This window comes from Thiocapsa bogorovii (assembly GCF_021228795.1).
Classification (GTDB): Bacteria; Pseudomonadota; Gammaproteobacteria; order Chromatiales; family Chromatiaceae; genus Thiocapsa; species Thiocapsa bogorovii.
The window spans coordinates 1,543,837-1,563,032 of the sequence record NZ_CP089309.1 but is presented as its reverse complement, the minus strand read 5'-3'; the positions used below and the strand labels follow the sequence as shown (position 1 = coordinate 1,563,032).

18 protein-coding genes, 1 pseudogene and 1 riboswitch are annotated in these 19,196 nt (G+C 63.9%); of the genes and pseudogenes, 11 read left to right on the top strand and 8 right to left on the bottom strand.

The genetic code is table 11. The annotated features are described in order from the left end of the window. The first annotated feature begins 522 nt into the window (after positions 1 to 522). Positions 523 to 1,338, top strand: coding sequence for a hypothetical protein (locus tag LT988_RS07010; RefSeq protein WP_232409487.1), 816 nt, complete (start codon positions 523 to 525; stop codon positions 1,336 to 1,338). 24 nt (positions 1,339 to 1,362) lie between these two features. On the opposite strand, the gene LT988_RS07005 is transcribed toward LT988_RS07010, so the two are convergent. The 4 genes and pseudogenes from LT988_RS07005 to LT988_RS06995 form a co-directional block, all read right to left on the bottom strand. Beyond that, entirely contained in the window at positions 1,363 to 2,406 is a 1,044-nt protein-coding gene (locus LT988_RS07005; protein ID WP_232409486.1) for a L,D-transpeptidase, read from the bottom strand. Further along, positions 2,373 to 2,594, bottom strand: a pseudogene (locus LT988_RS25515) (DUF2130 domain-containing protein); the annotation flags it as partial. The pseudogene LT988_RS25515 and the gene LT988_RS07005, both read right to left, overlap by 34 nt. Positions 2,595 to 3,043: 449 nt before the next feature. After that, a complete protein-coding gene (locus LT988_RS07000) occupies positions 3,044 to 3,472 on the bottom strand; it encodes a hypothetical protein (protein ID WP_232409485.1) in 429 nt (142 codons plus the stop codon). A gap of 326 nt (positions 3,473 to 3,798) precedes the next feature. Then, complete coding sequence (locus LT988_RS06995; protein ID WP_232409484.1) at positions 3,799 to 4,398, bottom strand: MarC family protein; 600 nt, start codon at positions 4,396 to 4,398, stop codon at positions 3,799 to 3,801. Positions 4,399 to 4,502: 104 nt separating this feature from the next. Between LT988_RS06995 and LT988_RS06990 the strand changes: the two genes are divergently transcribed. From LT988_RS06990 to LT988_RS06950, 9 genes are all read left to right on the top strand, one after another. Beyond that, positions 4,503 to 5,474, top strand: a complete 972-nt coding sequence (locus LT988_RS06990) for a calcium/sodium antiporter (protein ID WP_232409483.1) — start codon at positions 4,503 to 4,505, stop codon at positions 5,472 to 5,474. 129 nt (positions 5,475 to 5,603) lie between these two features. After that, positions 5,604 to 6,569 carry a calcium/sodium antiporter gene (locus LT988_RS06985; protein WP_232409482.1) on the top strand — a complete coding sequence of 322 codons (966 nt, stop codon included), beginning with the start codon at positions 5,604 to 5,606 and terminating at the stop codon, positions 6,567 to 6,569. A 90-nt stretch (positions 6,570 to 6,659) separates the two neighbouring features. Then, positions 6,660 to 6,882: riboswitch (cobalamin riboswitch) on the top strand. A gap of 219 nt (positions 6,883 to 7,101) precedes the next feature. Next, positions 7,102 to 8,952, top strand: a complete 1,851-nt coding sequence (gene btuB, locus LT988_RS06980) for a TonB-dependent vitamin B12 receptor (protein ID WP_232409481.1) — start codon at positions 7,102 to 7,104, stop codon at positions 8,950 to 8,952. A 113-nt stretch (positions 8,953 to 9,065) separates the two neighbouring features. Next, the gene (locus LT988_RS06975; protein ID WP_232409480.1) at positions 9,066 to 9,653 is read left to right on the top strand and encodes a hypothetical protein; all 588 of its coding nucleotides are present in this window, start codon (positions 9,066 to 9,068) and stop codon (positions 9,651 to 9,653) included. Next, the gene (gene cobO, locus LT988_RS06970; RefSeq protein ID WP_232409479.1) at positions 9,650 to 10,255 is read left to right on the top strand and encodes a cob(I)yrinic acid a,c-diamide adenosyltransferase; all 606 of its coding nucleotides are present in this window, start codon (positions 9,650 to 9,652) and stop codon (positions 10,253 to 10,255) included. Before LT988_RS06975 ends, cobO begins: the two co-directional genes overlap by 4 nt. 2 nt (positions 10,256 to 10,257) lie before the next feature. Further along, complete coding sequence (gene cobU / locus LT988_RS06965; RefSeq protein ID WP_232410529.1) at positions 10,258 to 10,815, top strand: bifunctional adenosylcobinamide kinase/adenosylcobinamide-phosphate guanylyltransferase; 558 nt, start codon at positions 10,258 to 10,260, stop codon at positions 10,813 to 10,815. Further along, on the top strand, positions 10,812 to 11,867 hold the full coding sequence (cobT, locus tag LT988_RS06960) for a nicotinate-nucleotide--dimethylbenzimidazole phosphoribosyltransferase (protein WP_232409478.1): 1,056 nt from the start codon (positions 10,812 to 10,814) through the stop codon (positions 11,865 to 11,867). The genes cobU and cobT overlap by 4 nt, the downstream gene beginning before the upstream one ends. Next, entirely contained in the window at positions 11,867 to 12,448 is a 582-nt protein-coding gene (locus LT988_RS06955; protein ID WP_232409477.1) for a histidine phosphatase family protein, read from the top strand. The genes cobT and LT988_RS06955 overlap by 1 nt, the downstream gene beginning before the upstream one ends. Then, entirely contained in the window at positions 12,449 to 13,216 is a 768-nt protein-coding gene (locus LT988_RS06950) for an adenosylcobinamide-GDP ribazoletransferase (protein WP_232409476.1), read from the top strand. 168 nt (positions 13,217 to 13,384) lie between these two features. Here LT988_RS06950 and LT988_RS06945 read toward each other — a convergent pair whose 3' ends face one another. The 4 genes from LT988_RS06945 to LT988_RS06930 are packed head-to-tail and all read right to left on the bottom strand — an operon-like array spanning position 13,385 to position 18,219. Continuing rightward, the gene (locus tag LT988_RS06945) at positions 13,385 to 14,857 is read right to left on the bottom strand and encodes a DUF294 nucleotidyltransferase-like domain-containing protein (RefSeq protein ID WP_232409475.1); all 1,473 of its coding nucleotides are present in this window, start codon (positions 14,855 to 14,857) and stop codon (positions 13,385 to 13,387) included. Between the two features lie 18 nt (positions 14,858 to 14,875). Further along, positions 14,876 to 15,247 (bottom strand): response regulator transcription factor, encoded by a 372-nt coding sequence (locus LT988_RS06940; protein ID WP_232410528.1) that lies wholly within the window; start codon positions 15,245 to 15,247, stop codon positions 14,876 to 14,878. Continuing rightward, positions 15,222 to 17,999: a sensor histidine kinase gene (locus tag LT988_RS06935; protein WP_232409474.1), complete on the bottom strand. Its 2,778-nt coding sequence runs from the start codon at positions 17,997 to 17,999 to the stop codon at positions 15,222 to 15,224. The genes LT988_RS06940 and LT988_RS06935 overlap by 26 nt, the downstream gene beginning before the upstream one ends. A gap of 19 nt (positions 18,000 to 18,018) precedes the next feature. After that, on the bottom strand, positions 18,019 to 18,219 hold the full coding sequence (locus LT988_RS06930) for a hypothetical protein (protein WP_232409473.1): 201 nt from the start codon (positions 18,217 to 18,219) through the stop codon (positions 18,019 to 18,021). A gap of 188 nt (positions 18,220 to 18,407) precedes the next feature. Here LT988_RS06930 and LT988_RS06925 point away from each other — a divergent pair, with 188 nt between their 5' ends. Further along, on the top strand, positions 18,408 to 19,187 hold the full coding sequence (locus tag LT988_RS06925) for a M15 family metallopeptidase (protein ID WP_232409472.1): 780 nt from the start codon (positions 18,408 to 18,410) through the stop codon (positions 19,185 to 19,187). Positions 19,188 to 19,196: the final 9 nt, after the last annotated feature.

Sequence of the window (19,196 nt, the reverse complement as noted above, 5' to 3'; positions counted from 1 at the left end):
TCGGATATTGGGAAGCACACGAACAGAAAGTTCCGTGTGGGTGATGCGGGCAGCCGAGCACCGAAGTCGCTGCCGTGCTTCCAGCAACGTGAATTTGCAGAGCTAAAAAAAGGGGTAACGGCAAATGAACAAGACATCCATAAGTGCCCTTCTTACCAGCATTTCTTTGGTCTTGGGGCTGAGCCTGGGGTTGGGGTTGGGGCTCTCGGCTTGCAGTACCGCATCAAAGCATGAGCCACCGCCACCGGCCCCAGCGCCGATGCCGGCACCAATACCGCCTCGCGGCTGATCCCTTCACGGCATTGATGGCTCTTGCCGTTAACTTGGAGATCGAAAGACCCAAGTTGACGGCAAGTGGCGACGGCGGGATGCCGGGTGAAAGGACTCGGCGCTTGCGCTGCACCCGGCACTATACCCGCAATGCAGTCCCTGAAAAACTGGGGCGCGGCTCAGCTGCAGGAGACGTCTGATCGTCAGAACAGACTTCCCTCGAGGAAGGAGCACCAAGGGACGCGCGCCCCGATGAAAGGCCGTCCAGCTTCATTCTGGCAAGCCTTTGATGCCAGTCCGGTGGCTGTCATGCTCATTTGGCCCGCTGTGATTGGCCTTTTCGCGATACTCCTCGGCCATACCGATTCGGTCGCGGCCGCCCCGTCACCGGCGAAATTTTTCGATGACCTTCGGGAATCGGTTTCGATTCCACTTCCGCCTGAGTACGCGATCCACAGGGACGGGTCCGTCACGCTGCGAATCTGTTTCAACTGGTCGTGCGCGCGCAGACAGGCCATGACCTTCACTCCCGACGATATCGCCCTGCTCAAAAGGCAAATGGCCGTATGTCCGGGCACGAGTCTGCACGATCGATTACAGCACGTGCGTATCGGTGTCTGGCAAATGGAATTGCTGGCACAAAAATATCAGCCATTGTTGGCCAATGACCTTCCCGTCAACGCATACGAGGCGGGAATCGCAGGACGCACGGATTGCGTCGATAACGCCAGCAACAGCACGACCTATCTGCACATTCTCCGGGATATCGGGGAGCTCGCCGGGTGGGCGGTCTCATCGCCCAGGGTGCGCAGTCGTTTCGATCTCACCGCGGTTCACTGGACCGCAGTCATCATCGATATGGAGACCGGAATGCCCTGGAGCGTCGATTCCTGGTATCGCCCGAACGGCCATCTGCCTATGGTCATGCCCCTGCGGAGCTGGATCGACAAGAAAAAAGGGTGGGAACCGCCTTTCCAAGATCTAAATTCGGTCCCCCACTCAATCGACGAGCTATGCAATACGCAGCCGCTTGGCACCCTGGCGCCAGGGGCGGCTGTCTTCCAGTGAGGCATGGAACGATCTGGAATCGAGTTATGATTTTTCGAACTGCTTGGTTTCCGGCAAGATATAAACGATGCCTGCCGCATCGGAGAACTTGGTCGCGATCACATTGTGGAAGAACGGCGCTGGAACATTGATGCAGCCAAACGAAATGCGGTTATCAAGCGGCGACGGACTGGCCAGACGCTCCGCCCGGCGATCTTTGGCTGTGCCCTTGACGACCGCATGCATCGAGAGGGCGTCTTCGTAGTCCAGCCAGAGTGTTTGCTCGCCCTTGGGATCGCGGCCCATTTGGGTGACGAAACGACCCGCCGGTGTCGTACGCTCCGAGGGGGGGATAAGCGACATTGGCATTTTGCCGATTCCGGGGAGAGAGTGGTCACCCTTCGCCAGCCCAAGCAGCACCGGCGCTGCTCCATAGAACTGTCCGTCCGCGCCAAAGACATAGACCTTGGCGTTGACCTTATCGATAATTGCGAACGGCATGTTGAGATTGTCTCTTGAGCTGACAACCCAATCTGCCATCGCCCTGGTCCTGCGCGATGCGCTCTCCGACTGGAAGAGATCCCGCCCGGAACCATGGGCGATGGCCTTTTTCGGCTCCATAACGAACGGGACATCTGCGTCTTCAGAATACGCTGCATTGAATAACGGGTTAGGCATATGAGCGCCGTTTTCCGCCTTGGTTGCTAGTTGCGGGCTGCAACCGACAGCCAGCAGACTCAGGCACAGGCATAACGCCCTTCCGGCCACGCTCGAAGGCAAGGATGCTGAGAGTTGACGCGGGGCGCAAATGCGAACAGCCAAACGGTGCCCGCTACCTTGGGTGGCGTCGAGCCTCCGCCGCCGGGTGTTGTCGCGCACCTCGTGATCTTCGCCGCGCTTGATCCAGCCGCAGGGGGTCACCGGGTTGTGCTTCGGGTACAGAGTAGCCATGAACGAGATCGCATCAAGGGATAAGTATCGGGTTAAAATAACAAATAAAATCGCCGGTTTAAAGAGTTCCCTCCATGCCGGATGCCTGATCCCCGGATCGCGCTTCAGGGCCACAGGCGAGAGGCAGAGCACCTCCATCTTCTGGTCTTTCCCGAGGGGGCACGCTTCGCCTCGGCCACGTGGATCCGTTGCTCACGCAGTGCCGCGGCGAGCCCGATGAAAGATCGGTATTCGCTGACCCACACACCGTATTGCTCGCCAAAATTCCCCATGTCGTTGGGCAGCACCTGCGAGACCCGGACGGCGATATCAGTCGTCGCAGAACGCTGATCGTCTTTGACCTACTGCACTCAGCCGCCGGACCAACTCTTGGTACGCTTGGACTCCCGGATGATTGATCGGCACGCGCGATTCATACCGTCACGAACGCGCTAGATGACGTCCGCGCCGCGAATTCCTTTGGTGACAGGTTCGATGGTATCCCAGGGGGAAGATCGCCTTCAGACATCCCTCAAGGTCGAGTGCCTGCGTTTCTTCTTGTGCCTATTGGCAGACTGTGCTCTGCGATGATCACCAAAAACCGTCGTTCATACAGGACCAAACGGCGCTCGACGACACGGCTGACTTCGGCCTCGCACAGCGGAGTTGCCGGTTCACGGAAGACAGCCGCTGGGGGACCCTGTGTTCTTCCCGGAATTGTTTCTCGGGCCAGCGACCAGTCGCACGGCTTCCGGGTCGGGACTCCCGTCGAACGACCGAAAGGCCCCGGAACCGCCTACCGGGCGTAGTTGTAGATGGCGCAGGAACTGGCGTCCGGCGTCGGCTTGGCGTCGCCCGTGTACACGAGCAGGCTCAACCCGGAGTCGAAGGGCGCGAGCACGACGTAGGTCACCTTGTTGTCCGGCATGCCGCAGAAGTGGTTGCCGTTGAGAAGCGCCGGGTCGGCGGGCGGCTGCAGCCGGTAGATCGCTCCCTCGACCGGGTCATGGTGATCGCCCCACTTGCCCGTTGCCGAGCCGTCGGCGGACATCCCCAGCCTGGTCCCGTCGCCGAACGTGATCGCATCCTCCGCGACCTGAATGTTGCCGGTGATCGAGGTCGCTGTGTTGCTCAGCGCCTCCCACTTGCCCTCGAGATCGGCAGCAGCCACGCCCTGCGCCAGACCGCAGACCAAGACGGCTGCCGTGAGCATCGTCGTCTTCATCGTCTCGCTCCCGGATTTTTCGGACTGGATGGTTCGACAGTAACGGTAGAGGATGCGCAGCGGACAGAGGATAGAAAATCCAACCGTTTTTGCCCGTCTAGCGACGCTCGCGTTTCGAGGCTAACGGGGTGTCGAGGATCGGTCAAGGCGCCATCCGGTCGCTCACCGGCCTCACGGTGGAGCAGAGATGTCGTGTTGCCGTGTGCTGAAACGGGATTCTCGGGTACCGCAGACAGGCGGCGCACAAGGGCGGCTGTGCCTTTGCGTGCAGGAGGCGCGGCTACCAGGTCACGCGCTGGTCAAACTCGTAGCAAAGATGCCCCTGCTCAGCCGGTCCGCAGGTCGGCGATATAGGCCGTCACGCCGTCCATCAGCATCTGCACGGCCATCATGATCAGCAGCATCCCGGTGAGTCGGACCAGGGCTCGAAGCGCTCGCGGGCCGAGTTTCTCCATCAAGAGGCCCGAGGCCAAGAGGATGGCGGCGCTGACGACCCAGGCCGCGGTCAATGCCGCGAGCCAGGTCCAGAAACGATCCGGCTCGCGGCTCACCAGCAGCAGAACGGCCGCGAGGGCAGAGGGGCCGGCGATCATGGGTATCGCGAGCGGCACGATGAATGGCTCCTCGTCGAGCTCGCGACGCTCGACCGCTTCGTGATCCGGGAAGACCATCCGCAGTGCGATGATGAAGAGCACCACGCCTCCTGCGACACCGAGCGCCGGTTGCTTCAGCCCTAGATACCTCAGCGCCAGGTCGCCACTCGCTAGGAAGAACGCCAGCACCAGGTAGGCGATCGCCAGCTCGCGCCCGATGATGCGCAGACGTTTTCCGCGCGGATAGCGCCCGAGCAACGCATGGAACACCGGGATGTTCCCAAGCGGGTCCATGATGATGGCGAGCAGGATGGCGGCGGAGATCGGATCCATGCCTTGATTTTAGCGAAGCGCGGGCGCTTCGCACCTTCCCGTCGGCGCTGTAGACTCCGCAGCCTGTTGGATCCAACCACTATGACGAGGCGTCTCCGCTCTTTATGGTTCTAGCTTCATTCTCCGTCGTCTTCGGTCTGGCATTGCTGCTGTGGAGCGCCGATCGCTTCGTCGAAGGCTCCGCCGTGACCGCCCGACATCTGGGCATGCCGCCCTTGCTGATCGGCATGGTGATCGTCGGCTTCGGAACCTCGGCCCCTGAGATGGTCGTCTCCGCCTTGGCAGCCATGCAGGGCAACCCCGGGCTCGCGCTTGGGAATGCCTACGGTTCGAACATCACCAATATCGCGTTGATCCTGGGTCTCACCGCGATCATCAGCCCCATCGCGGTTCACTCAAGCGTGCTCCGCAAGGAGCTTCCGATCCTCGCGGCAGTCACGGTCTTTGCCGTCTTCATGCTCGCGGACGGCGACTTGACTCGAATGGACGCTTGGGCCTTCCTGGGCGTGTTTGCGGCACTGATGGCTTGGACCGTTCGCGAAGGTCTTCGACATCGCTCCGATGCCTTGGCCGGGGAGATGACGCAGGAGCTCGATGCGGCGGAGATGCCGTTGCGCCGCGCGCTGCTCTGGTTGGTGATTGGCCTCGTTTTTCTGATCGTCAGCTCGCGACTCTTGGTCTGGGGAGCGGTCGAGATCGCGCACGCGCTCGGTGTGAGCGACCTCATCATCGGTTTGACGATCGTCGCCGTGGGAACCTCGCTGCCCGAGCTCGCCTCCTCGATCATCGCCGCGCGCAAGGGCGAGCACGACATTGCCCTGGGCAACATCATCGGCTCGAATCTGTTCAACACGCTCGCCGTGGTGGGGATCGCGGGGGCGATCCATCCGATGGTCGTGCCCCCGGAGGTCATCTCGCGCGACATGATGGTGATGGGCCTGCTGACCCTGTCGTTGTTCGTGATCGGTTACGGGTTCCGCGGACCGGGTCGCATCAATCGCATCGAGGGACTGCTGCTCCTGGCCTGCTATGTCGGCTACACATCCTACCTGATCAGCACCCTATTCAAGCCGTAGGGCGAGGGCGGAGGGTCGCGGGTCACGTCGTCCATCCGGCGGTGCGAGGCTGCGTCCGCGACGCTCCGGGCTGATAAAATGCGGGGCCTTTTCACATCCGGATTCTCGCGAGGAGGCGTCCCGCTCGCTATGGCTCTGCCGATACTTGCCGTCATCGTTGGTTTGGCCCTGCTGGTCTGGAGCGCGGATCGCTTTGTCGACGGGGCTGCCGCGACCGCCCGACACATGGGCATGCCGCCGCTTTTGATCGGCATGGTCGTCATTGGTTTCGGTACCTCCGCGCCCGAGATGGTGGTCTCCGCCATCTCGGCGTCTCAGGGGAATCCGGGGCTGGCGTTGGGCAACGCCTACGGATCAAACATCACGAACATTGCCCTGATCTTGGGTCTGACGGCGTTGATCAGCCCGATCGCCGTGCATTCGAGTATCCTGCGCAAGGAGTTGCCGATCCTGGCGGCCGTGACCGCCTTCGCCGTGCTCGTGATGTGGGACGGGGAGCTCACGCGCATGGATGCCTGGTCCTTCTTGATTGTATTTGCGCTCCTGATGGGCTGGTCGATCCGAGAGGGTCTGCGTCAGCGCTCCGATACCCTGGCCGGCGAGGTGGTAGAGTCGCTCGAAGCGCATCCCATACCGCTGCCTCGCGCCCTGACCTGGTTGGCCGTCGGCCTGGTGCTCCTGATCGTCAGCTCGCGCATCCTCGTCTGGGGTGCGGTCGAGATCGCCCACGGCCTGGGTGTAAGCGACCTCGTCATCGGTCTGACCATTGTGGCGATCGGGACCTCGTTGCCCGAGCTGGCCTCCTCGCTCATCGCCGTGCGCAAGGGCGAGCACGACCTGGCCCTCGGGAACGTGATCGGCTCCAACCTCTTCAATACCCTTGCGGTCGTCGGGATCGCGGGCGCCATCCATCCGACGACGGTGCCACCTGAGGTGGTCTCGCGCGATATGATGGTCATGGGCGCCTTGACACTCTCCCTGTTCGTCATCGGCTACGGATTTCGTGGTCCGGGTCGGATCAATCGACTCGAGGGGCTGCTCCTCCTCGGCTGTTTTGTCGCCTACACCTCCTATCTGATCAGCACCATCTTCTGACCCGCGTGTGCTCGGTCTATTGATCCAGGTCAGCGCTAGGCCTCGAAGAAGCGCTCTGCGGATTGACGCGCCGATTCCAAAAACCCTACAGTGCTGCGTTGATTGTTCGGTGCCTCGAAGGCCTTCGCCTTCCGGGTTAAACGGGAAGACGGTGCGCGGTGTCCTCGGGACCCGCAAATCCGACGCTGCCCCCGCAACGGTAGACGAGTCAAGACGCGGCGAGATGCCACTGTGAGTCCTCACGGGAAGGCGCCGCGTCCGGGGTTCGACCCCGCTCGTGAGCCCGGAGACCGGCCGGATGATCGGGGACCGTACCGATACGTTTCGCGCGCGTGCAAGGGCCGACCTGCCGTCGGCCCTTGGCGTTTTCGAGGCCTCTGGCGGAGCCCCGAACCGGGGTCGCGCGGGGCGGCCGGCCGGGATGCCGGCCCCGTCGTTCTGCTGCGGCTCCGCTCTCGCCCGACGTCGCTCTCTCGACCCCTTCTTCTGCTGGCCCCCGCGGGTGCGCTCGGGCCTCTGATGGAGTTTGTCGATGAGAATCCCAGTTGTGGCGGCGGCCTTGTCGCTGTCGTTCGGTCTGCCGCTTCATGCGGACACCCAGACCGTGACCCTTGATCCCCTCGTGGTGACGGCAACGCGCACGCCGGAGTCCGAAGATCAGACCCTGGCGTCGGTCAGCGTGATCGATCGCGAAGAGATCGAGCGTCGTCAGTTTCGCTCGGTTCCGGATGCGTTGCGCGGCCTGCCGGGCGTCTCCATTTCGGGCAGCGGCGGGGCCGGTCAGCCTTCGTCGCTCTTCCTGCGCGGGACCAATGCCGGCCATGTGCTCGTCCTGATCGATGGCGTGAAGGTGGGTTCGGCGACCCTCGGGACCGCACCGCTGCAGGATCTACCCATCGCTCAGATCGAGCGCATCGAGGTCGTGCGTGGCCCGCGCTCGAGCCTCTACGGCTCGGAGGCGATCGGCGGCGTGATCCAGATCTTCACCCGGCGCGGTGGCGGTCCCTTACGACCACGATTCAGCGTCGGCGCGGGGAGCTTCGACACGGCGAGTATCGCAGGCGGCATCTCCGGCGGCGGGGAGCGTGGCTGGTTCGACGTCGGCGCCAACATGGAGCAGACCGAAGGGATCAACGCCTGCGATGGCCGCGCCTTCCCCTTCGCCGGCTGCGGCGTGGACGAGCCGGATCGCGACGGTTACCGCAACCTGGGCGTGAGTGCACGCGCCGGCTATGCGTTCACCGACAGGGCCAAGGTCGATTTCAGTCTTCTCACCTCCGACAATCGCACCGATTTCGACGGCTCCATCTTCTCGGGCAACCTCTCACGCTCCGAGCAGCAAGTGTTCGGCGTGGAAGGCACCTTGCGTCCGCTCGATCCCTGGACCCTCATCCTCTCGGCCGGTCGGAGTCAGGACAAGTATCGGGCGTTTTATTCCGACGCCTTCGTGTCCGAGCGTTTCGTCGACAGCTTCGAGACCGAGCGCGACAACTTCGGCATCCAGAACGATCTCGCCTTGATCCCGGATCAACTCTTTACTTTGGGTCTGGACTACCAGGTCGATCGGATCTCGGGCACCGTGGACTACACTGACGACTCGCGAAGCAACACGGGTGTCTACGGCCAATATCTCGGCTCCATTGGGGCGAACGAGCTTGCCGCCAGCCTCAGATACGACGACTACCAGCAGTTCGGCGGACAGACGACCGGCAACGTCGCTTGGGGTTATCTGTTCGAGCAAGGGATTCGCGTCTCTGCATCCTACGGTACCGCCTTCAAGGCGCCGACCTTCAACGACCTCTACTATCCCGGCTTCGGCAACCCGGATTTGTCTCCCGAAGAGTCGGCCAGCGTCGAGCTGGGTTTGACCGGAATCCTCCCTCTCGGTCGCTGGGAACTGAGTCTCTACCAGACCGACATCGACGACCTGATCGCCTTCGATGCGGTCACCTATGCCCCGGCCAACATCGCCTCGGCCCGCATCCGCGGCTTCGAGGCGTCCGGCATGCTGAGTATTCGGGAGTGGGATCTCGGCGCGAGTCTCACCCTGCTGGATCCCGAAAACCGGTCGAACGGGCCGAATCAGGGTAACCTGCTGCCTAGGCGCCCCGAGCAGATGGTCCAGCTCGATCTGGACCGCCGGTTCGAGCGTTGGTCGGCGGGCCTGAGCCTCTATGTCGCCGGGCGAACATTCGACGACCTGGCCAACAACGAGCGATTGGATGGATATACCCTGTTGGGTCTGCGCGCCGAGTATGCCTTCACCCCGGCGGTACGCATCCAGGGGCGACTGGAGAATGCACTCGACGAGGATTACCAGACCGCTTATCTGTTCAACCAGCCCGGGAGGGCGTTTTACCTGACCTTGAGATATGAGCCGTAGACACCCTACGTCGCTCCGCTTTCGACACCCCGTGCGACCACCTACAATGGCCGCACGAGATTTGAGCAACACCACATTGTCGCCCCGGCGACGCGACCAGGAGATCCGACCACATGACCCCAATCACAGATTCTCGCAGCCGTATCCTGATCGGCCTTGGTTTGGCCGCGCTCATGGCGGCGACCCGCGGCCAGCAGTTTGCACCGCTGGCTCATCATCTTCCGGATGCCTCTTTGGCCGTATTCTTCTTGGCCGGTCTGTATCTGCGCTCGATCTGGGGCTTCCCAGCCCTGTTCGGTCTGGCGACCGTCATCGATCTGACCGCCATCGGCTGGGGCGGTGTGAGCGGCTACTGCATGACCCCGGCCTATTGGATGTTGGTTCCGGCCTACGGTGTGGTCTGGGGGATGGGGCGCTGGTCCGCCGGCCGCCTCGAGATGACCAAGGAAGGCTTGCCTTTGCTCTTCGGTACGCTGCTTCTCGGCGGTGTTCTGTCCGAGGTCTTCGCCAGCGGCGGCTTTTATCTCTTCTCCGGTCGCTTCGCTGACCTGAGCGCGCTTGAGCTGCTCGGACGCTTTGCGACCTACATGCCGGCGACCCTGCTGCATCTGATGGTCTATGTGGGTCTGGCCGCCGTGGTTCATCTGACGCTCGCTCGCGCTCTGCCGGGTGCGCGTTCCGAGCGTGCCCGCCCGCAATGACCGACGAGAGCTTACAGGAGCGCCATCGCCGGCGCATGCAGCGCCAAAAGGAGCTCGTGGATGCCCGCATTGCGCGGGCGGACCAGGACTGCGGTGTCCTGGTCGTCAATACCGGCAACGGCAAGGGCAAGAGCTCCTCGGCTTTCGGGATGGTCGCTCGCGCGATGGGCCACGGCATGAAGGTTGCCGTGGTCCAGTTCATCAAGGGCAGCTTCGCGACGGGGGAGGAGGCTTTCTTCAGGCGCTTCCCCGAGCTGGAGTATCACGTCATGGGCGAGGGCTTCACCTGGGAGACTCAGGACGCGGAGGCCGACCGGCGTGCAGCCATGGCCGCCTGGGAGAAGGCGGCCGCTTTTCTCGCCGATCCCGCGTTCGGCATGGTGGTGATGGACGAGCTCAACATTGCGCTCAAGCTCCGCCTGGTTCCGCTCGATGTGGTTCTTGATGCCCTGCAGAATCGTCCCATCCATCAACATGCGGTCGTCACCGGACGTGCGGCTCCCGCGGAGTTGATCGAGATCGCCGACACGGTCACCGAGATGCGCCCGCTCAAACATGCCTTCGATGCCGGCATCATGGCGCAGAAAGGGGTCGAGCTCTGAGTCTGGATGATCCGCATCGCCCCCGCTCCGACGCGGGCGGACGCTGCCTGATCCTCGGCGGGGTGCGCTCGGGCAAGAGTCGGCTGGCCGAGCGTCTGGCGGTCGAAAGTACACTTCCGGTTGTCTATGTCGCGACCGCCCGGGCGGGGGACGCCGAAATGACCCGGCGGATTGCCGGGCATCGTGACCGTCGCCCGCCCGACTGGGGCCTCATCGAAGAACCGCTCTTGTTGGCCGAGGTGCTGGCGCGCGAAGGTGCGCCCGATCGCTGCATCCTGGTCGACTGTCTTACACTCTGGTTGACGAATTGGCTTATGGAAACGGATGAATCGGGTCTGCACGATCAGATCCGGGCATTGCTCGATGTGGTTTCGCGGGTGCCCGGACGCCTCATCATGGTCGGCAACGAGACGAATATGGGTGTGGTACCGCTCGGTGCGCTCTCGCGGCGGTTCTGCGACCTGGCCGGTGTGCTGCACCAAGATCTGGCGGCGTGCTGCGACCGTGTCGTGCTGACCGTGGCCGGTCTACCGCTCGTGCTGAAAGGAGAACCGATATGATCGAAGGTCTGCGCTGGGTGAGCCAACCTTGCCTGCCGATCGATGCCATGGCCGCCGATGCGGCGCGGCGCCGGCAGGATCAGCTCACCAAACCACGCGGCTCTCTGGGACGTCTCGAAGAGATTGCGATCCGCCTCGCCGGATTGCAGGGCACCCCCACGCCGTCCCCCGATCCGGTGCAGATTTTGCTGTTCGCCGCCGATCACGGGGTGGCGGCCGAGGGGGTCTCGGCCTTCCCCCAGGCCGTGACCAACCAGATGGTTCGCAACATCGCCGGGGGCGGCGCCGCGATCTCGGTGCTCGCCCGTGCACTGGATGCGCGCATGGAGATCACGGATCTCGGGACGGTCGAGGATCCCGGGCCGATCGCGAACGTACGCTCCGAGCGCATCGGCCCGGGATCCGGAAACATCGTGCGCGAGCCGGCGATGACCGACGAGCAACTCGCCGCAGCCATGAATGCCGGTCGCGCCGCGACCGAGCGTGCGGTGGACAGCGGGGCGCGTTTGTTGATCTGCGGCGAGATGGGGATCGCCAACACCACCGCGGCCACGGCCTTGGCCTGTGCGCTGCTGGAGTTGCCGGCCACTGCGATCGTCGGGCCCGGCACTGGGCTCGATGAGCCCGGGGTTCTGCATAAGTCCGAGGTCATCACCAGGGCGCTTGTGCTGCACGCCACCTCGGGTCGAACGACGTCGGAGCTTCTGGCCCGTCTCTCCGGCTTCGAGCTTGCCGCCATGGTCGGTGCCTTCATCACGGCCGCACAGCGCGGACTCCCGGTGTTGGTCGACGGCTTCATCGTAAGTGCATCTGCGCTTGCGGCCGTGCGCCTGCAGCCGGAGGTTCGCGATTGGCTGTTGTTTTCACACAGCTCGGCAGAACCCGGGCATCGTCGCATCCTGAACGCGCTGGATGCCGACCCGCTGCTCGATCTGGGACTGCGACTCGGCGAAGCGAGCGGCGCGGCCGTCGCCGTGCCCCTGCTGCGGCTGGCCTGCACACTGCACCAGCAGATGGCGACCTTCGGCGAGGCCGGCGTGAGCGAGGCCTGATGCAGGATCGCTTCGTGGATCTGCTGCGCCATGGCGAGGCACAGGGTGGCGCGCGTTTTCGGGGCGGACATGACGATCCCCTGAGTGCAGAAGGCTGGGAGCAAATGACGCGCGCGACCGCCGAGAATCCGGATTGGACGCGGATTGTCTGCTCGCCGTCGCTGCGTTGCAGCGCGTTCGCACAGCGCCTTGCCGAGCGCTGCAAACTTCCCGTATCCAGCCTGTCCGGGCTGCGCGAGCGCGGATTCGGTGCCTGGGAAGGACTGGCCGCGCATCAGATCCCGTCCGAGGAGCTCACCCGGTTTTGGGATGATCCGGTCGGCTACGCGCCGCCCGGCGGGGAACCTTTCGACGTCTTTCGCGAGCGGGTCATGGCGACTTGGGGTCAGGTGTGCGAGGAGGGCGAGGACTTCACACTGGCCGTCACCCACGGCGGCGTGATTCGGGTCGTCCTCGCCGAGGTGCTGCGGATGCCGCCCGAGGCATCGCTCCTGATCGAAGTCCCCCCGGCTTCTCTGTCCCGACTGCGGATTCCGGAGTCTCCTGGGCGACCCAGTCTCATGCGCCACGGACCTCCCTGAGTGGACCTGCGTCCGCTTTGGCTTGCCGGACGTCTCCTAACGCGGCTGCCGTTTCCAGAGCCCCGTGAGATCGAACCCGGACTTGCGGGTCTGCATGCGGGTCTGTCGGTACCTTGGTATCCGCTCATCGGGGCGTTGCTGGGCTGTTTGCTGGCGCTTGGCGGGGGCGCGCTCGTGCCCGTGGATCCGGGCGTCGCGGCGGCCTTGATCCTGATCCTCTGGGTCTGGTCCACCGGTGCGCTGCATCTGGATGGTCTGGCCGACAGCGCGGACGCCTGGGTCGGCGGGATCGCGAGCCGCGAGCGGACCCTGGAGATCATGAAAGACCCGCGCAGCGGACCGGCCGCGGTGACCGCGATCGGGCTCGTCTTGATTGCGAAATGGGCCGCGCTCCAGGCCCTCATGGCCGGCGGTTCGGTTTGGCTCCTGATCCTGGTTCCGCTGTTGGCGCGTGCGCAGTTGCCGCTCCTGATGCTGACCACACCCTATGCCCGGGCCCATGGGATGGCCTCCGAGCAGGTGGCGCAGCTGCCGCGTCGCGCGGCTTGGGCGGTCACCCTGATTGCGGGGATCGTCAGCGTCTCGCTCGCCGGCTGGAGCGGGTTCGTGCTTTGCGTCATGACGCTTCTGGTCTTTGGTCTATCCCGCCGGACCATGATGAACCGTATCGCCGGGTTTACCGGAGATACCGCCGGTGCGCTCGTCGAGATCACCGAAACGGCGATCCTGCTCGTTGTTGTGATCCTCGCAGCAGTCTTTGCCCCGTAGTCGGCGGTATCGTGCAGAGAGTCCGAGACCGCCGGAGATCATTTTCGTTGTCGTTGTCGTGCTCGTATCGATGGTCGATGACGACAACGACAACGAATGGTCTCGATACTTCTGCCGCGCTGAACTGACAACCGTTGTTTCTGAACCGTGACCTAGCGTCGGCGCACCTTACGGGGCGAACTCCTGTTTGATGCGCGTCTGGAGCTTTTTGGCCTGCTTGAACGCTTCTTTGAGCATCAATCGGTGCAGCTCGTTGAGGTCGTCGGGGTCGATACGGTTGACGGCCTCCGAGTCCTTGGTCGTGAGTTGCTGGTGGATGCGGAACCGCTGGATCAAGTGGAAGGACTCGATCTCGGCGGTGACCTCTTCCGGGTCGCGCTGTCTTGCCGCACCGGCCAGGCGCAAACGCTCGGCGGTGCTGGTCGCCCAGATGCCGTGCCTAAGTGCCCAAAGGCGGCCGGCGTCCATGAAGAAGCGCGCGCCCTGGAGCTTGAGATCGATGGTATGCGGGAAGTCACGGTTGCGATCGAACGCGAATTGTCCGGCCCAGCCGAGCGGCGGTGCGACACCGAGCGCCTGCTCCGCGAGACAGTGGAAGAACCGGGTCTGCTCGGGTGCAGTTCGGCTCAGCCAGTCGCGCAGACGGTCGACCGGTTCGTCGCTGCCGTAGAGGGGGCGGAAGTCAAAAAAAATGACGGCATTGAGCAGTGCCTCCGGTTCGGGTACATGCAGCCAGCTCTGGAAGTGTCTGCGCCACTCGTCCGCACTCAGGCACCAGTTGGGGTTGCCGGCCATGATGTTGCCGCGGCAGCGCTCGAAGCCGCAGAAATGCAGGGCTTGATTGACGGCTTGGGCGAAGGGCAGGAAAGCCCGACGGACCGGCTCGGTGCTGTCCGGGTCCGGCGGCACGAAGAGTAAGCCGTTGTCCTGATCGGTCGAGAAGGTCTGCTCCAATCGACCTTCCGAGCCGAAGGCCATCCAGCACCAGGGCACGGCGGGGAGATCGAACTCGTCCTCGATCAGCTCGATGACCCGCATCGAGATCAGGTCGTTGAGGCCGGACATCCAGTAGCAGAGTGTCTCCACGCCCATGCCTGAATGGAAGAGCTCCGCGCCGCGCCGCCGCACCCGATCTGCGGCCAGCGCCATGGCCTCGACGTCGCGAGCGGCCTTGATGCCCGCAATCAAAACCTCCGCACCGCCGGCCCGCAGTCCGAGCAGGTCGGCCTGGCTGACCAGACCGAAGAGGCGTCCGTCGTGCTCGGTGAGGAGCAGGTGCTCGACACCGCGCTTGGCCATCATGACCCGTGCGCGATGTGCGGGTGCATCGGCGGTGAGTGTGAGTGGTGCGCCGATCATGTGGACGGCGACAGGGTCGTCGAGCCCGCCGCCCTCGAAGCCGATGACATGCAGCATGTCACGCAGCCGGATCAGACCGAGCGGCAGGCCGCTCGCGGGATCGCAGACGACGGCGGCGTCCAGATGATCCTGACTGAAATGGTAGAGGGTCTCGCGCAGGCTGGTCTCGGGGCCGACGATCAAGGGCTCTCGCCGCTCCAAACTGCGCAGAAGACCCTGGCCGGTCCCCCCCGCGGCCATGAGATCCGACGTTTCGCTCACCGGATGATCGGTCTCGGGCATGCTGTTGCTCCGTTCTCGTCAGGTGCGATCGAGCAGTTCCTTGACCTTGTCGACCAGGTCGCGGGTCGAGAAGGGCTTGGACATATAGGCGTCCGCTCCGAGGGCGAGCCCCTTGTTCTGCTCGGACTCGCGTCCCTTCGCGGTCAGCATCAGGATGCGTGTCCCGGCGAGCCCGGGATCGGAGCGCACCGCCTCGAGGACGGCGAAGCCGTCGAGCTTCGGCATCATGACGTCGAGCACCACGAGGTCCGGACGATGGGTCCGCACGGCGGCCAGGCCGGCCTCGCCGTCGCGCGCCACGCGCACCTCGTGACCCTCGCGCATCATCAGAAATTCAAGCGAGATGACGATGTTGGGCTCGTCGTCAACGATCAGGATCCGCTTTTTCATGGTTGGGCTCATGATCAGGCCTTCGGTCCGTTGGGGTCCCCGAATGGGCGGGCAGCTCGAAGCAAAGGGTAGCACCTTTTCCGGGCGCGCTTTCCGCCCAGATGCGACCGCCTAGATTCTCGATGATGCGACGGCTGATGGGCAAACCCAGTCCGGTGCCGCCCGGCTTGATGCCGCCGCGCGCGGTCTGATGGAACTTCTCGAAGATCAGCTCCAAGTCGCTCGCGGGGATGCCGTCGCCATTGTCCTCGACACAGACCCGCCAACCGGCGCTGTCGGACGTGAGACGGATCCAGACCTCGCCGGATCCAGTCGGGGCGAACTTGGCGGCGTTGGACAAGAGGTTCACCAGCACCTGCACGATGCGGTCGCGGTCGCCCCAGACCAGGGCCGACTCGTCGGGTAGCTCGAGACGGACGCGGCAGCCGCGTTCCTCGACATACTGCTCGGTGGCCGACACGGCTTGGTGAATGACCGTCTGAAGCTCCACCACCTCGGAGCGCCAATCGGCATGGCCGGATTCGATCTTGGCGAGGTCGAGCACCTGGTTGACCAGGCGCGAGAGCCGCTCGGTCTCGCTGACCAGGATGCCGAGGAAGCGGCGGCGTTGCTCGAAATCGATGTCGGGGTCGTCGAACAGGATCTCGGAAAAGGCGCGGATGGAGGAGAGCGGCGTGCGCAGCTCGTGGGTGACCGAAGAGATGAAATCGTCCTTCATGCGGTCCAGTTCCTGAAGTCGGATGTTGGCCGCACGCAGCTCCTCGGTCGCCGTCTCCAAGGCTTGCGACTTCTGCTCGAGCTGGCGGCTGTAGGCGCGGATCTGGGATGCCTCGTCGAGGATGTTCAGGACCTCGTCGAGCCCGAGCGGCTCCTCTTCGGTCACCGAGGCGACCATCACCCGGGCGGAGGCGCCGCCGATCGCCCCGGAGAGGAGCGTCTCGGCGAAATACACGGTCTCCGCATCGGCCGGGAGTGCGTCCGGCGAGTCCAGCCCGCGCAGATGCGCGTATTGCCGGAAGGCCGCGCGGGTACGCACCGATCCGAGGAAGCGCTCGGCTAGCCTCATCAACTCCGGGATCTCGGCGCTCCCGCGCCATAAGGGAGCGCTTGCGAGTGCGGTGCGCCGAGAGGCATCGACGAAGATCCCGGCCTGGGACGCCTCCGCGGCGTTGGGCGCGCGCAGCGAGGAGACGAATAGAAAGGCGCCGATATTCGCGGTCAGGCTCCAGAAGAGACCGTGCGTAATCTCGTTCCAGTCGCTCAGGCCGAACAGCGCCGTCGGGGCTAGGATGTCGAGCCCGGCGAGGCCCGACTCCATGAACGCGGGCGGGAGCCAGCCGGACTTGACGAACGACGGCAGGAGCAGGGTGTAGATCCAGACCAGAAAGCCCGCGGACAAGCCCGCAAGCGCGCCCTCGCGCGTCCCGCCTCGCCAATAGAGTGCCCCGATGACGGCCGGAGCGAACTGTGCGACGGCGACGAAGCTGATCAGGCCGATTCCCACCAGGGCGTAGGCCTCGCCCGCGAGCCAGTAGTAGAGAAAGCCGAGCAGCAGGATCACGACGATCGCGCCGCGCCGGATCCTCAGCAGCAGCCGCCCGAGGTCCGCGGCGGGCGGTCGTCGACGCCAGCGGTGCAGCAGTGCCGGCAGGACCAGGTCGTTGCTGACCATGGTCGAGAGTGCGATGGTTTCGACGATGACCATGCCGGTGGCGGCCGAGAGCCCGCCGATGTAGACCAGGAGCGCGAGCCAGGGCCGGTCGAAGGCGATCGGCAAAGTCAGCATGAAGGTATCGGCGTTGACCGTCCCGTCCGGGAAGGTCAGGAGCCCCGCGATGGCGATCGGCACCACGAAGAGGTTGATGAGCAGCAGGTAGAGGGGGAAGAGCCAGATCGCGCGGCGCAAATGGCGCTCGTCGCTGTTCTCCACGACCGCGACCTGGAACTGCCGCGGCAGCAGCATGACCGCCAGACCGGCCAGCACGGAGATCGCGAACCAGTCTGCGAAGGGTGCAATGCTCGGCTCGAGCAAGGGTTTCAGCTGAACGTCGCCTCGAATCGGCGGGAGTGCCGGCCCGCCGAGCCCGAGCAGGCCAAAGGTGATGAAGAGGCCCACCGCGAGAAAGGCGACGAGCTTCACGATGGACTCCAGCGCGATGGCCGCGACGAGTCCTTCGTGGCGCTCGCTCGCATCCAGATGACGGGTGCCGAACAGGATGGTGAATGCGGCCAGCAGCAGCGCGACCACGAAGGCGGTGTCGCGCCAAAAGGGTCCGTCGCCGTGCACCGGCATTCGGACATCCGGATAATGCGACAGGATGGTGAAGCTCCAGGCGATCGCCTTGAGCTGCAACGCGATGTAGGGAACCACGCCGATCACGGCGATGATGGTCACGAGGCCGCCGAGGAGTTGACTCTTGCCGTAACGCGAGGCGATGAAGTCGGCGATGGAGGTGATGCGCTCGGCCTTGCTGACCCGCACCATCTTGAGCAGGAGCGAACCCCAAAGCAGCGCGATCAGGGTCGGTCCGAGATAGATCGGGAGAAAACCCAAGCCGTTCTGGGTGGCGCGCCCGACGCTGCCGTAAAAGGTCCAAGCGGTGCAATAGACGGCAAGCGAGAGGGCATAGACTGTTGGATGGGCAATGACGGAGCGGCCCTGCTCGGCGCGCCGGTCGGCCCAATAAGCGACCGCGAAGAGCAAACCCAGGTACGCGAACGAGATGCCGATGATCAGGGGGCCGTTGATCATGGGTCGGTTGCCGCGCGGCTCAATCGCGTGTCCGCGAGACGATCCAGGCCGCGGCGCCGATCAAAGCTGCCCAAGTCAGGAAGAGATAGACGAAGAGGGCGGGGACCCCGAGCCAGCGCCCGAGCGTTTCGAACTGCAGCACGAGCGGCGAGAACAGGAACAGCATTCCGGCTAGAAAGAGGAGAAGCAGGCGTTGCCGCAGCAATGTCGTACGGTGCATCGTCCTTCGCCGAATGTCGGTCGGGCATGTTTGAGCAGTATAGTGATCGAATACCGAATCGTCCGGCCGGCCTGGACGGGTCAAGCTGAACGGGCCGGATGAGGGGTAACGCGGACGCGCGGGCGTCGCGATCGGGCTTGGCCGCCCGGCACGCCGGCGCATTTTACAAAGCGGTGGAGGGTTAGGGAATGCGAAAGGCTTTTTTTCAGAGGCTGGCCAGTGCGTTGCTGGCGACGTCGGTCTTGACGTCGGCCTCGATCTCGGTGTTTGCCGAGTCATCCGTACTCGTCGAGCCCGATCTGGTCGACATCCGCGATGTGATTCCGGATGTGGTGCTCGATATCCGCTATGCCACGGCGCACAATTTCATCGGTCGCCCGATCGACGGCTACGAGACCCCCACCTGTCTATTGACCCATCGGGCCGCAGCTGCCCTGGCCGGGGTGCAGAGGAAGCTACGCCGTCAAGATATGTCGCTCAAGCTCTACGATTGTTACCGCCCGCAGCGTGCCGTCGACCAGTTCGTCGCCTGGGCCGAGGATCTCGACGACCAACGCATGAAGGCCGAATTTTATCCGCATGTCGAAAAGGCTGCGCTGTTCGGCGACGGCTATATTGCGGCCCGCTCGGGACATTCACGCGGCAGTACGGTCGATCTGACCATCGTTCCCGTGCCCACACCCGATCAACCGGAGTTCGATCCCGCTGCACCTCTGCGTTCGTGCGAAAACCCGGCTTCGGAGCGTTTCGCGGACAACAGTGTCGACATGGGCACGGGTTTCGATTGCTTCAGTCCGCTCTCACATACATTGAACCCGTCCATCACGGGCGAGGCAATGGCGAATCGCCTGTTGCTGAAATCCTCCATGAGCGAGGAGGGCTTCCGCAACCTCGCCGAGGAATGGTGGCACTACACGTTGGTCGACGAGCCCTATCCCGAGACCTATTTCGACATCCCCGTACGCTGAGGAGCGAGC

Bases quoted from the DNA above. Each gene is read 5' to 3' on its own strand.
- cobT (WP_232409478.1), top strand. From the start codon at position 10,812: ATGATCGAAGGTCTGCGCTGGGTGAGCCAACCTTGCCTGCCGATCGAT.
- LT988_RS06985 (WP_232409482.1), top strand. From the start codon at position 5,604: ATGGCTCTGCCGATACTTGCCGTCATCGTTGGTTTGGCCCTGCTGGTC.
- LT988_RS06955 (WP_232409477.1), top strand. From the start codon at position 11,867: ATGCAGGATCGCTTCGTGGATCTGCTGCGCCATGGCGAGGCACAGGGT.
- LT988_RS06935 (WP_232409474.1), bottom strand. From the start codon at position 17,999: ATGATCAACGGCCCCCTGATCATCGGCATCTCGTTCGCGTACCTGGGT.
- LT988_RS07000 (WP_232409485.1), bottom strand. From the start codon at position 3,472: ATGAAGACGACGATGCTCACGGCAGCCGTCTTGGTCTGCGGTCTGGCG.
- btuB (WP_232409481.1), top strand. From the start codon at position 7,102: ATGAGAATCCCAGTTGTGGCGGCGGCCTTGTCGCTGTCGTTCGGTCTG.
- LT988_RS06990 (WP_232409483.1), top strand. From the start codon at position 4,503: ATGGTTCTAGCTTCATTCTCCGTCGTCTTCGGTCTGGCATTGCTGCTG.
- LT988_RS06975 (WP_232409480.1), top strand. From the start codon at position 9,066: ATGACCCCAATCACAGATTCTCGCAGCCGTATCCTGATCGGCCTTGGT.
- LT988_RS07010 (WP_232409487.1), top strand. From the start codon at position 523: ATGAAAGGCCGTCCAGCTTCATTCTGGCAAGCCTTTGATGCCAGTCCG.
- LT988_RS06995 (WP_232409484.1), bottom strand. From the start codon at position 4,398: ATGGATCCGATCTCCGCCGCCATCCTGCTCGCCATCATCATGGACCCG.
- LT988_RS06925 (WP_232409472.1), top strand. From the start codon at position 18,408: ATGCGAAAGGCTTTTTTTCAGAGGCTGGCCAGTGCGTTGCTGGCGACG.
- LT988_RS06945 (WP_232409475.1), bottom strand. From the start codon at position 14,857: ATGCCCGAGACCGATCATCCGGTGAGCGAAACGTCGGATCTCATGGCC.
- cobO (WP_232409479.1), top strand. From the start codon at position 9,650: ATGACCGACGAGAGCTTACAGGAGCGCCATCGCCGGCGCATGCAGCGC.
- LT988_RS07005 (WP_232409486.1), bottom strand. From the start codon at position 2,406: ATGGAGGTGCTCTGCCTCTCGCCTGTGGCCCTGAAGCGCGATCCGGGG.
- LT988_RS06930 (WP_232409473.1), bottom strand. From the start codon at position 18,219: ATGCACCGTACGACATTGCTGCGGCAACGCCTGCTTCTCCTCTTTCTA.
- LT988_RS06940 (WP_232410528.1), bottom strand. From the start codon at position 15,247: ATGAAAAAGCGGATCCTGATCGTTGACGACGAGCCCAACATCGTCATC.